General features: G+C 51.2%; 14 protein-coding genes and 1 riboswitch. Of the genes, 12 read left to right on the top strand and 2 right to left on the bottom strand.

Annotation, left to right across the window (positions count from 1 at the left end; genetic code table 11):
* The first annotated feature begins 5 nt into the window (after positions 1 to 5).
* From I8J30_RS28580 to I8J30_RS28550, 7 genes are all read left to right on the top strand, one after another.
* Entirely contained in the window at positions 6 to 1,529 is a 1,524-nt protein-coding gene (locus I8J30_RS28580) for an ABC transporter substrate-binding protein (protein ID WP_240548457.1), read from the top strand.
* Between the two features lie 149 nt (positions 1,530 to 1,678).
* Positions 1,679 to 3,316, top strand: coding sequence for an ATP-binding protein (locus tag I8J30_RS28575; protein WP_210663898.1), 1,638 nt, complete (start codon positions 1,679 to 1,681; stop codon positions 3,314 to 3,316).
* Positions 3,317 to 3,408: 92 nt separating this feature from the next.
* On the top strand, positions 3,409 to 4,212 hold the full coding sequence (locus I8J30_RS28570) for a histidinol-phosphatase HisJ family protein (protein WP_210663897.1): 804 nt from the start codon (positions 3,409 to 3,411) through the stop codon (positions 4,210 to 4,212).
* A 153-nt stretch (positions 4,213 to 4,365) separates the two neighbouring features.
* A complete protein-coding gene (locus I8J30_RS28565; protein ID WP_210663896.1) occupies positions 4,366 to 4,863 on the top strand; it encodes an RNA polymerase sigma factor in 498 nt (165 codons plus the stop codon).
* The gene (locus I8J30_RS28560; RefSeq protein ID WP_210663895.1) at positions 4,844 to 5,710 is read left to right on the top strand and encodes a DUF5666 domain-containing protein; all 867 of its coding nucleotides are present in this window, start codon (positions 4,844 to 4,846) and stop codon (positions 5,708 to 5,710) included. The genes I8J30_RS28565 and I8J30_RS28560 overlap by 20 nt, the downstream gene beginning before the upstream one ends.
* 209 nt (positions 5,711 to 5,919) lie before the next feature.
* Positions 5,920 to 7,116 carry a ParM/StbA family protein gene (locus tag I8J30_RS28555; protein ID WP_210663894.1) on the top strand — a complete coding sequence of 399 codons (1,197 nt, stop codon included), beginning with the start codon at positions 5,920 to 5,922 and terminating at the stop codon, positions 7,114 to 7,116.
* Positions 7,117 to 7,143: 27 nt separating this feature from the next.
* Complete coding sequence (locus I8J30_RS28550) at positions 7,144 to 7,488, top strand: hypothetical protein (RefSeq protein ID WP_210663893.1); 345 nt, start codon at positions 7,144 to 7,146, stop codon at positions 7,486 to 7,488.
* 159 nt (positions 7,489 to 7,647) lie between these two features.
* On the opposite strand, the gene I8J30_RS28545 is transcribed toward I8J30_RS28550, so the two are convergent.
* Positions 7,648 to 8,355, bottom strand: coding sequence for a DsbA family oxidoreductase (locus I8J30_RS28545; protein ID WP_210663892.1), 708 nt, complete (start codon positions 8,353 to 8,355; stop codon positions 7,648 to 7,650).
* Between the two features lie 40 nt (positions 8,356 to 8,395).
* Positions 8,396 to 9,037, bottom strand: a complete 642-nt coding sequence (locus I8J30_RS28540) for an NAD(P)-dependent oxidoreductase (RefSeq protein ID WP_210663891.1) — start codon at positions 9,035 to 9,037, stop codon at positions 8,396 to 8,398.
* A 145-nt stretch (positions 9,038 to 9,182) separates the two neighbouring features.
* Between I8J30_RS28540 and I8J30_RS28535 the strand changes: the two genes are divergently transcribed.
* The 5 genes from I8J30_RS28535 (at position 9,183) to I8J30_RS28515 (ending at position 15,357) form a co-directional block, all read left to right on the top strand.
* Positions 9,183 to 9,545 carry a winged helix-turn-helix transcriptional regulator gene (locus I8J30_RS28535; protein ID WP_240548456.1) on the top strand — a complete coding sequence of 121 codons (363 nt, stop codon included), beginning with the start codon at positions 9,183 to 9,185 and terminating at the stop codon, positions 9,543 to 9,545.
* The gene (locus I8J30_RS28530; protein ID WP_210663890.1) at positions 9,542 to 10,138 is read left to right on the top strand and encodes an ankyrin repeat domain-containing protein; all 597 of its coding nucleotides are present in this window, start codon (positions 9,542 to 9,544) and stop codon (positions 10,136 to 10,138) included. Before I8J30_RS28535 ends, I8J30_RS28530 begins: the two co-directional genes overlap by 4 nt.
* Before the next feature lie 163 nt (positions 10,139 to 10,301).
* Complete coding sequence (locus I8J30_RS28525) at positions 10,302 to 12,263, top strand: GTP-binding protein (protein WP_210663889.1); 1,962 nt, start codon at positions 10,302 to 10,304, stop codon at positions 12,261 to 12,263.
* A 42-nt stretch (positions 12,264 to 12,305) separates the two neighbouring features.
* Positions 12,306 to 13,544, top strand: a complete 1,239-nt coding sequence (locus I8J30_RS28520) for an MFS transporter (protein WP_338044972.1) — start codon at positions 12,306 to 12,308, stop codon at positions 13,542 to 13,544.
* Positions 13,545 to 13,794: 250 nt separating this feature from the next.
* Positions 13,795 to 15,357 carry a tetratricopeptide repeat protein gene (locus I8J30_RS28515; protein ID WP_210663888.1) on the top strand — a complete coding sequence of 521 codons (1,563 nt, stop codon included), beginning with the start codon at positions 13,795 to 13,797 and terminating at the stop codon, positions 15,355 to 15,357.
* An 80-nt stretch (positions 15,358 to 15,437) separates the two neighbouring features.
* Positions 15,438 to 15,619, top strand: a riboswitch (cobalamin riboswitch). This riboswitch is flagged as partial in the annotation.

The raw sequence follows: 15,619 nt of genomic DNA, 5'->3' as shown, positions 1-15,619 counted from the left end.
CCGTGATGCGACGACAACAACGGAATCCAAGTCGCCTCGTTGCCGCCTTCGTGCTCGTCCTGATGCTGATGCTGCTTGTATCCGGCTGTTTCTCCTCATCCGGTAACGGCAAGAATAACGCAATTCCCGGCAATACGGTGAATCTGATCTATTACACCATCGGAGACCCCGACGCGGACCTGCAAATGGTCAACGACAAGATCAACGAGGTGCTGGCGAAGAAAATCGGCGTGACGATCACTTATATTAAGGTGGGCTGGCAGGAGTATGAAGATCGGCTGAACACGCTCGTGTCTGCGGGCACGCCGTTTGATATCGCTTTTGCGCCGGAATACACCACCTATGCACAGCGCGGCGCATGGCTGAAGCTGAATGATTATTTATCAAATGTGGGTAAGGATATGTATGATGCCATCGATCCGAAGTTCTGGCAAGGCGTGCGAATGGATGATGGCAGCATCTATGGTGTGCCGACTAATAAGGAGTTAGCGGTACGTGACCAGTGGATGTACCCGGATGAGCTGGTGAAGAAGTACAAGATCGATATTTCCAAATACACCACGCTCGCTTCCCTTGAACCGTTGTTCCAGATGATCAAGGAGAAGGAACCTGATTATCAGCCGATGGAGCTCGACAAGGATTCACAGAACTTCTTCGCCTTGGACGGTTTCGAATATGTATCGGAGAAGACGCTTCCGCTGATGGTGCGGGTGCTGGATCCGAGCTCCCCGGTTGTAAATATATTCGAAACGAAAGAAGCCCGGCAGGTGCTCGATATTCTTCGGCGCTACTATGTGAAGGGGTATATCAATGAAGATGCCGGCATGCGCGAAAGCCAAGGGCTGAAGCGGGGCGTGAAGGTGTTCTGGAAAGCAGCCGGAGGCGGGCCTCTCTCGGAGAACAGCTGGAGTAAAGATCGCGGATATAAGCTTGTGGCTTACCCGGTAACACCGGCGCTGATCACGACGGAATCCATGCGCGGCGGGGTTATGGCCGTCAGCGTGGATACGAAACATCCCGTCGAGAGCGTGAAGTTCCTTAATCTGCTGAACACAGATCCCGAGGTGCGCAACCTCTTTAACTTCGGCATTGAAGGCGTGCACTACACGCTGGATCGTAACGGTCAGGTGGTGCCTAAGCCTCCCGAGGACAGCGACGGCAAACCGATCCCAGGGGCGCAGCCAAGCTATGGGGGCGTGCAGTATACCCAAGGCAATTGGTTTATTTTGAAAACGATGGGCGGCGAATACCCGGATCCGCCGGACAAATGGAATCAGTTCCGTGCCAGCAATCGGGAGGCGGTCAATTCGAGTACGCTCGGCTTTACGCCTGACTTGTCCCGCGTACCGATCCAAGTGCAGAACATTCAGATGGTTTGGGAGAAGTATTTTCCAAGTCTGATGACCGGCAGCGTAAACGTGGATGCGGTGCTGCCGAAGTTTAATCAGGAGCTTCAACAAGCAGGAATTAATGAGGTGCGAATTGAAGTACAGAAGCAGCTCAATGCTTGGCGAGCTGCTCATTCCTAGCCTGATTTCGGGTGTTGATTCTGTTTTTGAGATTGTTTATACTTCGAAGAGGCGACTATACCAAATATTAGGTGATCACAACTACGAGAGTTCTAGAGAGAGCAGCCTTCATGTCATGGACAGCAATGAGTTCATAAGGGTGGTGCGAATTGATCGTATTTGATTACTTTGTTAATCTCTCTATATTCTCGCTCCTGGTCAGTACTCCCTTGGTCATCCGTTCGTTCATTATTCGCCGCTCACTGAAGCAGATGCGTCTGTGGATCGGCGTGTATGCAGGGCTTGTTTCCGTTATTCTCGTCATCCTCTCCGTCAAGCAGCAAGGGTATTCCTACGACATCCGATATGCGCCTGTAATCCTGGTATATGCCTATCTTGGGCCTGTGCCGGGCATTATTGCAGGCTCTTTTTCCTTAATTACAAGACTGCTGTCCGGCGGCAACTGGCTGCCTGCCATCATAGGCTGGGTCATAAACATCGCGATTCTAACCGGCCTATACAAGTACGTTCCTCGCCTTACGCCATTTCAAAAAAGTGCAGTGTTATTCGGCGGCTACATCGTTGGCTATTTGTGTACCGTGTTCACTTTTCAAATTCTCATCGCTTTGCCGTTCTTTCATGCGCAGTATTTGATCTTTGTCCTATTAGGCGTAGTTATTGGAGGGCTGCTTATTGAATCCAATGAGAGACTCCGTAGAATTATCGCAGAGAAGAACTACATGGAGAAGACGCTGGAAGTCAGCGAATCCCAATACCGGCTAATTGCGGAGAACACATCCGATCTTATTGTTCTGATGGATAAGGATTACTCCGTTAGTTATTTCTCGCCTTCTCATGAGCACGTATTGGGGTATATCCGTTCTGAATTAGAAGGGGTTGAACTGTGCAAGTTCGTACATGAGGACGATGTGGCCATGTTCCGAGGCGCGATCAAAAAGATGTTTGCCAATAGCGAATCACATGCCATGGAATTCCGGCTGAGACACAAGGAAGGGCGATGGATCGAATTTGAGTCCCGCTGCAGACCCGTTGTGGGAGAGGCGGGGAGTATTGATCACGTCGTCATTATTAGCCGCGATATTTCGGAGCGGAAGAAAGCGGAGGAGTTTCTGCTGCAATCGGAGAAGCTGTCCGTTGTCGGGAAATTGGCGGCCGGTGTGGCGCATGAAATTCGCAATCCCCTGACAACGATGAAAGGGTTCCTTCAACTGTACAAGAGGGAAAATCCTTCGATGCGCAACAGCGACTTGCTCCTCAGTGAGCTTGAGCGGATTGAAATGATTACGAATGAGTTCCTTTCGCTTGCCAAGCCGCAATCCATTCAGCTGACCGATACCGATCTCAAAGAGCTCATCGAGAAAACAGTCGAGTTTCTGTCGCCGCAGGCTCTGCTGAACAATATTGCGTTTATTCGCGGATTTGCGGGAACCCAATTTCCTATTACATGCGAGAAAAATCAGCTGAAGCAGGTATTCCTCAATATATTGAAGAACGCCATGGAATCCATGCCGGGTGGCGGAGAGATCCACATCAACTTAAGAGTCGAGGCCGAAGAAGAGTACGTCATTTCGATCAAAGATCATGGCTGCGGGATTCCCGAGGAGCTGCTGCCTCAGTTGGGACAACCCTTCTACAGCTTGAAGGAAAAGGGAACGGGGCTCGGACTTATGATCAGTCATCGCATTATTAAACAGCACTATGGCGATATTGCGTATCAGAGCAAGGGGAATGAAGGGACCTTGATTGAGATTAAGCTGCCAATCAGAAGGGGACAGCTGCCAAACTAACAATATATTCATTCGTATTTGATCTGAATTTTACACGGCATGCTTATAATAGTGTAATTCTAGGCCATCATTACGAAAGAAGGTTAATGTTGATGCAAGTACCCCAAACGATCGTGGATCAGCACGTGCATTCCTATTATTCCCCTGATTCGGAAGAAAAGTTGGAGCACATTGTTGCCCATGCGGTGAAGCTGGGCAAGTCGGCCGTTGTGACAACCGACCATTTCGATTATGACTGCAAGTATTTCAAGAAAGACGTCCTGATCGATATGGACAGCTATGAACGAGAGGTTGACGCATTACGTCAGCGGTATGAGATCGAAATCCGAAAGGGCATCGAGGTCGGATATCGGAAAGATTATCATGAAGAGATCAATCGGTATCTGGAGAGCTACTCGTTTGATTTGGTGCTGCTTTCCGCTCACAATAACGGCGTCCTTGATTTTGCCGAGGAGGCCTTCCACAATCAGCCGACGGATGTGCTCCTGGCGGATTATTTCACGCATGTACGCGATGCCGTCGATCGGATGGACAATTACGACGTGGTCGCCCATCTCGATTACGTGGCCCGTTATACGAAGTCGATGGTAAGCCGTGCGGATTACGAGCGTTGCAGCTCGATTCTATACGATTTGCTGAAAACGATCATTCGCAAGGAGAAGGTCCTTGAGCTGAATACGACCGGGCTGTTCCGGCAAGGCTGGATTCATCCGCATACGTACTTAATTGAGATGTACCTGGATCTGGGCGGTAAGTTATTCTCGCTCGGTTCTGACGCACACCGGCTCGGCAGTATAGAGCAAGGCTTCGGCGAGGCGATCACGTTATTGAAATCGTATGACGTTCAGGAAGTCGTGCAGTTCCGCAATCGCGTTCCGCAGCTCGTGCTGCTATAAGGTTTACAAGCAAAGGGTGCCCATTAGGGTGCCCTTTTTTGTTTGCGTATCAGACATGATTTTATCGAAATAACCGCATGCTAAAAAAAATATTCGCCCCAATGAAAAATATGAGCCCGCTCAATTGTATTACAAGTGAAAGGAGGTGCTGAGGTGTACGATTCATATGAGCTCAATGAATCTGTGCGACAGGCCTTGGATCTATATTCGCAAAGCATGATCAAAATTGCTTTTGCCTACTTGAAAAATATAGCGGATGCAGAAGAAGTGACGCAGGAGGTGTTTCTCACCTATTTGCAGAAGCGCCCTGTATTTCAATCCAGTGAACATGAGAAGGCGTGGCTGATTCGAACAACCATTAATAAAAGCAAGAACATGCTTAAAGCCGGGTGGTTTAGAAACAGGAACCCCGTCCCAGAAGACCTAAGCTACCTCCCGAAGGAAGAAAACGACGTTCTGATGGCCGTTCTGGCTTTGGACAAGAAGTACCGGATTCCGATTCATCTGCACTATTACGAGGGATATTCCATTCAGGAAATCGCAGAAATTATGCAGGCTAAGCCGGCGACGGTCGGAACCTGGCTTGCAAGAGGACGCTTAATCTTAAAAGAGAAGATTGGAGGTCTCGAGCGTGAAGAAATCTGTTTATAAGTCTGCGATGTCCCACGTGAAAACAAGCGAGGATTTCAAAGAAGTTACCTATAAGAAGTTGATGCAAGAAATGCAGCACATGGATCAGGAAACACAAACCAATACAATTAACCCAAAGGGGCGAGTGAAAATGGAAAAAGTAATGACAAAAAAACTAACAGGTTGGACAGTTGGAATTGCAGCATGTGCGGTGTTGGCGGTTAGTATCTTCACATTGAACAATGATACGACGCCTGCGAATCCTCCTCAGACTGCAGTTGTAGATACACAGAAGCCTCCGATCATGGGTAAAGTGAGAGTGAATATCGATGGCGTAATCTCTGAAGTGAGCGCAGACGGCAAAAGCTTCAAAGTAGGCGATCTGTGGGTTGAAGTAACGGACCAAACACAATGGGGCAGCAATGAACCTACTGCTACGGCGCCGTCCGAGGATCTGCTTTCGAAAGAGTTCAAAGTCGGCAATATCGTATCGGGATTCACATCCGACGATGTAAGCACAGGTAAAGTGAAAGCAACTGTGATCTACAACAACATGGCTCCGCAGACAGGAGAGGCAGGAGGGTCAACAAAACCTGCTACTACAGGCAAAATGATGGCGAATATCGATGGCGTGATTACAGAAGTAAGCGCAGACGGCAAAAGCTTCAAAGTAGGCGATCTGTGGGTAACCGTAACACCGGAAACGCAACTGGGCATCGATGGCCCAACTGCTGCCGCACCATCTGAAGACCTCCTGGCGAAAGAATTCAAAGTTGGTAATATCGTATCCGGATTTACATCCGAAGATGTAAGCACAGGCAAAGTGAACGCTACACGCATCTACAACAACATGGTTCCACAGAAATAAGTTTTCGGTATTACCATCCATTCCATATTTCGCCTCTCCAGAAATGGAGAGGCGTTTTTTTATGCCTAAGTACTGCAATATCCGACAAATTCAAATGAGAGAAGACTAATGATCGATGGGACTCTGGTTAGATGCTAACTAATACTTGGTATGTCAAAGTAATACCGAGGGGATGCATGTCAGCATTTCACCTAAGGAGGAAATCGATAATGAACTATCATTTCTTTGTAGGCAACGATAACGGAAACAGTGAGCATGATCTGATCATTGACGGCAAATTGATTCAGCAGCCCAATGTGAATTGCAGAGTGGACGAGCTTCCATGGAGCGAGGAGCAAGCGCCGGAGAGTTTTGTGCGAAACCTGCAGGATCAGCTGGTAGTCACGGTGGATTCGCCTGCCGCGAGGCCGGGGATGTACTATGTCGGGAAGTTTGCGCTGGAGAGCGGCGAGATTATTGATACGATTCAGATTGGCATCGATTCGAAGAGCGAGATGGATTTGCCGATCATTAATACGCTGGCTCAGATCGCCGCGTTGGCCGTGCAGAAGGCATTCGAGGACGAGAAGAAGATCCCATCGCAGATTGATGTCGAGGTGGATATGGCAACCGCACTGCCGGTTACACAGCATACCGACGAGAGCTCTGCCAGGTTTGAGAAGCGGTTTACTTCCGATGTGCATCATGTGACGGTGCATTTAGGCGTGCAGCGGGTAGCCGTCAAAATCAGCTTCCCGTTCGTGAAGGTTGTGCCCGAAGCGACGCCGGTTATCTTCACGCTGCAGAAGGATGCGGCGGGGAACTGGAGAGAAGGGGATATCTTTGCTGATTTTGCCGCGACCTACGGACTCGAGAAGAAATTCAACGGCAGCTATTTCAAGGATAAGCGGATCCTTCATGTCGATATTGGCGACGGCTCGACGGAATATCCGATTACGGAGGGCAATAAGTTTCTGCGTCAGTTCATTCACGGCAGTCATCATGGTGCGGGATATGCGATAGAGGAAGCGCTGCAGGAGTTTAATCGACTCATTCATTTGCCGGATAGTCCGAGGCAGTTCTTCAGCGATGTGCTCAAGAACCCGAAGCATAAATACCATGCACGGGCGCTCAAAACGTTACGCAGGCCGCTGGAAAGCCAAGTGAAGCAAATCGTGCAGCATGTGAAGAAGCAGCTGACCAAAGCGCGCAATGAGATCGATCTCATCTGCGTGTATGGCGGGGGGAGTATTTTGATGCGTACAGTCCTGTATCCGTATTTGAAGGAGGCCTGTGATGAGCGGGAGATCAAGCTGCTCTATATGCCTGCGGACTACGCGGTTGAGCTAAATGCGGCGGGGCTGGATGCTTTCGTACGGGGCAAGATCTATGAAGCGCTGAAAAATAAAGCGGAGCAACCGGCATAGCGAGCCTGGTAGGTTGAGGTGATTTGGATGAAGAAGACAAAGCTTCCCGGCGGCAACATCAGCCTCAAAACGAAGAAGACAGAGGACCCGCTTGTTATGGCTTGGCTGAACGCGCAGTCGAATCTGATGGATTCCTTTCGTTATTTGGTGGAGAAGGAAATCACGCTGAATGGGGTTCGGAATTTACAGGCCTATATTCCTATGGAGAGGACGAACTTGCAGGACTCCCCGGATGCATGGGGAGCAGCATACCGTCAGATTACGACAGACAGGCAGCAGCTGGCGGCGACAATCGAGGAGGAAGAAGAAGAGGAAGCAGCGGAAGAAGAAGCGGAAGAAATCGATGATGGCGATATTGAGGCGTGGAGCTAATGCCGAGTGACACGAAGTATTACTCCGTATTACCCGGCGTTACTCGGCAACATGAAGTAATACCGAGTAACGCCGGGGGTTGCCAAGCCCCATAAGGTGTGACGAAGAAAGCCCCTTCCATCATCTGAGGAAGGGGCTCTGCATTGTCAAGAGCGAGGGTTATTTCTCCTCCGGAACGGCACAAATGCCATCGATACAACTGTCGCCGTCCACGTCCGAGCCCTCGAGCGGCTGCCGGTCGCCCCATGCTTGCTGCAGGGCTTTCAGGAACATGGTCTCCTGCTGGGCGCCGGACAAGGTCTGCTTCCGGTCGATGATGTAGTACGGAACGCCGCGTATGCCGAGCGAGCGCCCATCGGCTTCTTCAGCGCGGACGCGGTCGGAGAACTGCTCTCCGGCTAGCATGGATAGCGCCTCATTGCGATCGAGTCCGACCGCCACCGCAATATCGGCGAGCGTCTCGTGATCGCTCACATTTTTATTTTCGCTGAAATAAGCGCGGAACAAGAGTTCGGATACTTCAGCAGCCTTGCCGGCTTTCTCGGCGAAATGTCTCAGACGATGCGCATCGAATGTATTCGTCAGCACCAAGCCGGCGAAACGAAAGTCCAGCCCGTCTGCAGCTGCTTGCTGAGCAAGATTTTGATTCATCTTGATCGCTTCTTGCCGGCTCATGCCGTATTTGCCGGATAACATGTCATACACGTCATGCGGCACATGCTTGGGCGAATGAGGGTCTAATTCGAAGCTGCGGTAAACTACCTGAACCTGATCGCGATGCTCAAACGCGGCCAGCGCTTTCTCGAAGCGGCGCTTACCGATATAACAGAACGGACATGCAAAGTCCGACCAAATCTCTATTTGCATCTCAAATGCCTCCAAACGGAATTCAAAATTCGGGAATGAGTTATTCGGCTTCGCCCACCAGCGTAAAGCGCTCATTCGCATGCTTCGGCTGTTCGATTTCATCGAGTACGGCAATGGCATAGTCGGCATAGCTGATATAGCTCTGACCCTGACTATTCAAGATAACATGATCTTTCCCTAATGTATAAGACCCTGTTCGTTTGCCATCGGGATTGAAGAAGGCTGCTGGGCTGATATACGTCCATGTAATCGAGGTCGCGTTTCTCAGTTCATCAAGCTGTTTCCCCGCATTGGAAGCGGTCGGATACACGAAATCCGGGAAGCCCGGCGTATCCATCAGCTTGGTTGTATTCGTTTCGTCAACGAAGAGGCTTCCGGCACCGCCTACGACGATCAACTTGGTGCTTGGCGTTTCTTCGAGCGCTTGAACCAAGGCTCTGCCGGCATCGATGTATAGATGTTCCTCGCCGTCGGGCGCTTTATACGTATTCACTACGACGTCAAAGGATGCCAGATCCGATCCGGTGAGAGCGAAAATGTCTTTCTCAAGCACGTTGATGGCGGTATCGGTGATTCTTGCAGCGTTTCTTACGATGGCCGTTACTTCATGGCCGCGATCGGAAGCTTCTTTCGCAATTAGACTTCCGGCTTTGCCTGTAGCGCCGATAATGGCGATTTTCATGGATAATTCCTCCCATTTCGATCGAGCAGTAGTTGTGTTTTTCTGTATAGTCCAATAGTATAGGGATAATTGGATTTTCGGTAGTAGGCACATTTTTATAACATAGTCACATAAATAAGACCATTAGAGCAGAGGGGGATTTACGATGGCTCGGACCCAATTCGAAGGAAGCATCCCCGAGGAACAAATCGAGGTTTGCCCGGTTACGGAAACGCAGAACGTCATTGCAGGGAAGTGGAAAATCATTATTTTGTGGCATCTGAGAGAGACAAGACGGTTCGGGGAGCTGCAGCGATTAGTACCCGGCATTTCCAAAGGCATTCTGACCAGCCAGCTGAGGGAGCTGGAGAAGGATCAAATGATTCACAGAAAAGTGTATCAGGAGGTTCCGCCCAAAGTGGAATATTCGCTGACGGAAGCGGGGGAAAGCTTCATTCCCATTCTGGAGAGTATGGGCGAGTGGGGCAAGAAGTACACCAAAAGCAAGAAAGGCGGAGAGCGCATTTGAGCAAAGAGCTGATTGCTGCTGCTGAACGAGGGGATACGGCGAAGGTGGGCCGGCTTCTGAACGAAGGGGCGAACATCAATGAGCAGGACGCCAGGGGTAGAACGGCGATAATGGCCGCGACGCATGCGAACAAGCCGGATGTGGTCCGTTTATTGATCGAAGCCGGAGCGGATATCAACCTGCAGGACAATATGCGCGATAATCCTTTCCTCTATGCGGGTGCCGAAGGGCTGCTCGAGATCCTTAAGCTCCTGATTGCAGCTGGTGCGGATACCAAGCTGACCAATCGATATGGCGGAATTGCACTCATTCCTGCTTCAGAGAAAGGCCATGTGGAGAATGTAAGAGTACTGCTTACGACGACGGATGTGAACATCAACCACATCAACAATTTGGGCTGGACCGCGCTGCTGGAAGTGGTCGTTCTGACAAACGGCGGGCCGAAGCATCAGCAGATTGCCAGGCTGCTCATCGATCATGGTGCCGACGTGAATATCGCCGATCGGGACGGCATTACGCCGCTCCAGCATGCCAAGCGTGATCGCCGGTTCAAGGAAATTGAACAGATGCTGCTGCAAGCAGGAGCGCGTTAGTAGTGATGTACCTCTAAGACCAAGGGTCTTGGAGGTTTTTCTTTTGCAATAAAGTAACCCGAAATTCGGCTCGCCCGCGTGCAATGGTGTGATATGATAATGGGCAGGTGTGACCGACGACAGGAAGAAGTAATCCCACAGTGAAATCAAGGTGATCAATAAGATGAATCGGAAAACGATCGGCATGTTTGCTCATGTGGATGCAGGCAAAACCACACTGGCCGAGCAGCTGCTGTACCATACGCATAGCATTCGGGAGCGCGGCAGAGTTGATCATAAGGACGCCTATCTCGACAGTCATGAGATCGAACGGGCAAGAGGCATCACGGTCTTCGCCGACCAAGCCGTTATGTCCTATAAAGGGACTGCCTATTACCTAATCGATACCCCTGGGCATGTCGATTTCTCGCCGGAGATGGAGCGGGCGGTCCAGGTGATGGATGCTGCGATCCTCGTCATCAGTGCGGTCGAAGGCATTCAGGGGCATACCGAAACGGTGTGGCAGCTGCTTCATAAGCACCTTATACCGACGTTCTTTTTTATTAACAAAACGGATAGGGTCGGTGCCGATGTTGCCCGCGTACTCGAGGAGATTCGCATGCATCTGACAGCAGATGCTTGCATGATCACGGGGCATTTCGCGGCAGACGGCCAAATCGGAGAGGCTTTGCTGGAAAGCATGGCGGAGCGGGATGAAACGTTGTTGGACACGTTTCTGGCGGGTGAGGAAGACAATGCATTCTGGCTGCGAACGCTGCAGCATCAGATTCGCGAACATAAGCTCTTCCCGTGCGCAAGCGGATCGGCGTTGCAGGATATAGGCGTGATTGAATTTCTGGATCAGCTGCATGTGCTGACAACTGTAGATTATGATGAGCTGGCCCCATTCGGAGGGCGCGTCTATAAAATCCGTCATGACCATAACGGCGTGCGTCTGACCTATATCAAAGCCTTGAGCGGTACGCTGAAAGTGCGCGATGAACTGTGCTATGGGAGCGGGGACGATCCGATTTGCGAGAAAGTGACACGGCTCCTCCTCGTTAACGGGAGCAAGTCGCAAGCAGTCGATCAGGTTTCGGCAGGCGATCTGTTTGCCGTGACCGGACTTTCAAGCGCTGAGGCGGGCCAGGGCCTGGGCATGTATTCGGATAAGCTGGTGTACGATATGGTACCGACGCTGACGGCGAAGGTGGTTTTTGCAGCGGAGTCATTGAATGTGAAGGATGTGCTCAAAGCCTTCCAAGTGCTGAATGCCGAGGATCCGTCCTTGAATGTCATCTGGGAGGAAAGCTTGCAGGAGATCCATATTCACGTGATGGGCCTCATCCAGCTTGAGGTGCTGGAGCAGCTTGTCAGGGAGCGATTCCGGTTCGCCGTCACCTTCGGCAGCCCGGAAATTCTGTATAAAGAAACGATAGCGACGACCGTGAACGGATACGGCCACTTCGAGCCGCTCAAGCATTATGCCGAGGTGCACCTGCGCCTGGAGCCGGGGGAGCGGGGCAGCGGATTGACGTTTAGGAATGAATGTCATGCGAACGATCTAAGCATCGGCAATCAAAATCTCGTCAAGACGCATCTCTATGAGCGAGATCACCACGGGCTGTTAACCGGCATGCCGCTCACCGACATCGTGGTGACGCTGCTGACTGGCGCCGGCCATAATGAGCACACGCATGGCGGCGATTTTCGCGAGGCTGCGTTCCGCGCGCTCAGACAAGGCTTGGAGAAAGCGGAGAATATCCTGCTTGAGCCCTATTACGAGTATAAGATCAAAGTGGAAATCGACGATATGGGCCGCGTGTTATCGGATATTCAGCGGGCCTCCGGCGTGTTCGAGCCGCCTGTAACGACCCCTAGGCACGCGGTCATTACGGGTAAAGTGCCTGTCGCCACCTTCATGGACTACAGCACGGAGCTGGCCTCTTTTACACATGGCAGAGGGATTGCGCACTTCGTCTTCGGGGGTTATGATCGTTGTCATAACGAACAAGCGGTGATCGAGCGGAAGGGTTACCGGAAGGATGCGGACCCGCTGTACAGCTCGTCGTCGATTTTTTGCGCGAAGGGACATGGATATACGGTCGCTTGGGATGAGGCAGAAGCAAAGATGCATTTATTATAAGCGGCAAGGTTGTTTCAACTTGTTTAGGGGAGGGACCTCAACGTGGCAAAAGCATTAACCAAAGGAATTCCGGTAGGCGCTACCGTTTTTCCGATTATATTCGCAATCAGCATCGTTCACTTACTGAATGATACGATGCAATCCACCGTAACGGCGCTGTTTCCGATCTTGCGCGATTCGCTGCATTTAAGCTATAAACAGATCGGGTTTATTGCCTTCGCGATGAACATTACGGCAGCGGTGATCCAGCCGATGGTCGGCATGTATGCGGACAAGCGCCCGCGGCCTTATATATTGCCGATCGGGGTGTGCTTTACGCTGATCGGCGTTGTTGCGCTCGCGCTTGCTCCCGAGTACGCCTATATCGTGATTGCGGTCATGATGATCGGTATCGGGTCGGCGATCTTTCATCCGGAATCCTCGCGTGTAGCCTATTTGGCTGCAGGGGGGCAAAGAGGGCTGGCGCAGTCGATCTTCCAAGTGGGCGGCAATATTGGCGGCGCGCTCGGGCCGATCATGAGTGCTGCGATCTTCGTGCCGCTCGGACAAATCAGCGTCCTGTGGTTCTCCATTGCGGCAATCGCAGCCATTCTGATTCAGAGCTATGTCGCGCGCTGGTATCGGGATCATGGACTGCAGCAGCGCCCTAACGTAGTTCAGAAGAAAGCGGCATCGAGCGTTAAGCATGAATCTGCTGCCGTCGCGCGAATCGGATTATCCAGCAAACAAATTACATGGGCCATCGTCATTCTGGTGTTTCTGGTGGTATCGAAGCATATTTATATGTCCAGCTTGAGCAGCTATTATAGTTTCTATCTCATGGATACGTTCGGGGTTTCCGTGCAGCATGCGCAGTTATTTCTGTTTGCGTTTCTGGCGGCTGCCGCGGCAGGCACTTTCTTCGGCGGACCGCTCGCGGATCGCTACGGGCGGAAAAATATCATTTGGTTCTCGATTCTCGGTACGGCGCCGTTCTCGCTGCTGCTGCCGTATTGCGATCTGTTCTGGACATGCGTGATGTGTATCTGTGCAGGGTTCGTACTGTCTTCGGCATTCTCGATCATTGTCGTATTCGCGCAGGAGCTGCTGCCCGGCAAGGTCGGCCTGGTATCGGGACTGTTCTTCGGGCTCGCATTTGGTATCGGTGGTTTGGGTTCGGCCGTTCTTGGCTGGATCGCCGATGCGACCAGTATTGAATATATGATGAAGCTGTGCGCGTACTTGCCGCTGCTCGGCATCCTCGCTATATTCCTGCCGAAGGATGACAAGCTGCACGCTTAGTCGTTATCATAATTACAGTGAAGAGGGCGCCCGTCGTGGCGTCCTTTTGGTTATTTTCATCAGGTATAGCTACATATTCCGTACCCGGATGGGCATTGTAATGGGAGCAAATTGCGTACAATACGGGTAAAATCCGACATTTGTTGGTACTCCTCCTTCGTAAGCCTTATGATGAGACAAGGTGAATTGAAGCTATACATTCGTCCATAATCATTCTCGAGTGGTGACACAGAAAGCAGGTTTACACGGTATGGCAGAAAATCAACGACAGCAGTTTCGTTTCAGCGAAGCTCCGATTTGGGATTTGCAGCGCAACTATTATGAAGAAGAAGGCATGAAGGCTTGGAATAATGACCAAGTCCCGCAATATATATCGAGTAATCCGATGATGGCTACTTCCTACGCGGAGATGATTTTCGGATTTCTGCAAGACCGGGCCGGTACGGGGGATTTAAGTGAGCCGGTTACGATAATGGAACTTGGCGCAGGTGCAGGTCGACTTGCTTTTCACACCTTGCATCGATTGTGCGAGCTGCGCGATTACGCGGGTATCGAGCTGCCGCCTTTCCGGTACGTGATGACCGACCTGGCCTCTAAGAACGTATTGGCGTGGCAGCATCATCCCGCCTTGCAGCCGTTCATTCGGGAGGGACTGCTGGACTTTGCCAGGTTTGATGCGGTACGGGATACAGAGGTACATTTGGCAGTAGCGCAAACTACGATACGTCCGGGCGATTTGAAGCAGCCGCTAATAATCGTCGCGAATTATTTCTTCGATGTGATTCCGCAAGAGTTGATCTATGTCCATGACGGCGAGGTTTATGAGTGCGATATCAGCGTCGAGTTTCCGGATAATCTTAAGGAGCTTACGACTTCGGAAACTTTGAAGCAGATGAAGCTGAATTACGTGAATCGGCCGGCACCTGAATACAGAGAGAAAACCTACCCGTATCACGACCTGATCGACATGTATGTGTCGGAGCTGGATGATTCCTATATCCTGTTTCCGGTTGCCGGATTGACCTGCTTGGATCGGCTTCATCGGCTGTCACGGGCAGGGTTTCTGCTGATCACGGCGGACAAAGGCGATCACCGGCTGGAGCATTGGGACCTTGCGGACCCGCCGGAGTTCTTCCATCATGGGAGCTTCTCGTTAACGGCCAACTATCATGCGATTCAGCATGTGCTGGAGCAGCGAGGCGGACTGTCGCTCTTTACGAAAGAGCATCATTATCACGCGATTAATGTCGGCTGTATTCTCATGTTGGAATCGCCAATGCGGTACGCCAACACGCGGCTTGCTTTTCGACGGTTCGTCGATCGGTTTGGGCCGGACGAGTTCTTCAGTTTGAAGGAATGGGTCGACCAGCATTCCGGCTCGATGGGGCTGCAGCAAATCCTGGCCTTCTGGCGGCTTGGCGGGTATGACGCGGAGTTCTTTATCCAGAGTACGAAACGCATCTCGGCTCTGCTGCCAGAAGCAGGCGAAGAGGAATTGCTGGATATTCAAAATGGCATCCATATCATGTGGTCATCCTTCTATGTGATGGAGCAGCGTTACGATTTGGCGCTCGATGCCGGGCTGTTGCTGTTTGAGATGGAATTCTACGATGACGCGAAGGAATTCCTGAGCTTGTCGATTGAAACCGACGAAGACGAGTCTGTGCCGACCGTCTTGTTCTGTCTGGCGATATGCAGCTACGAGCAGGGGGATAAGGAAGCGGCAATGACATACTTGCGCGATGCGCTCGTCCTGGAACCCGAGCATGAGGACGCCTTAGCGCTGCTGCATGCGCTGACCGCAGAAGAATAGGGCAGCCGCTTCAGGGTGGTCTTGCAATTACTGCGGCAATGGATAGACAAAAGCATTGTTCTTCTATAGTATGAATAGCAATTGAATAGCACAATCAAGGTGCACGCTTAGTCGATAAGCGCTGCTTAAAAGGGAAGTCCGGTGAAAATCCGGCGCGGTCCCGCCACTGTAAATGAAGAGCTGATCTAGGAGACGCCACTGGCCCATAAGCCGGGAAGGCATAGAGAAGCGTTGACGCATAGCCAGGAGACCTGCCTTGATT

This window comes from Paenibacillus lignilyticus (genome assembly GCF_017942085.1).
GTDB classification, from domain to species: Bacteria; Bacillota; Bacilli; order Paenibacillales; family Paenibacillaceae; genus Paenibacillus_Z; species Paenibacillus_Z lignilyticus.
This window is presented reverse-complemented; position numbering and strand designations above follow the sequence as displayed.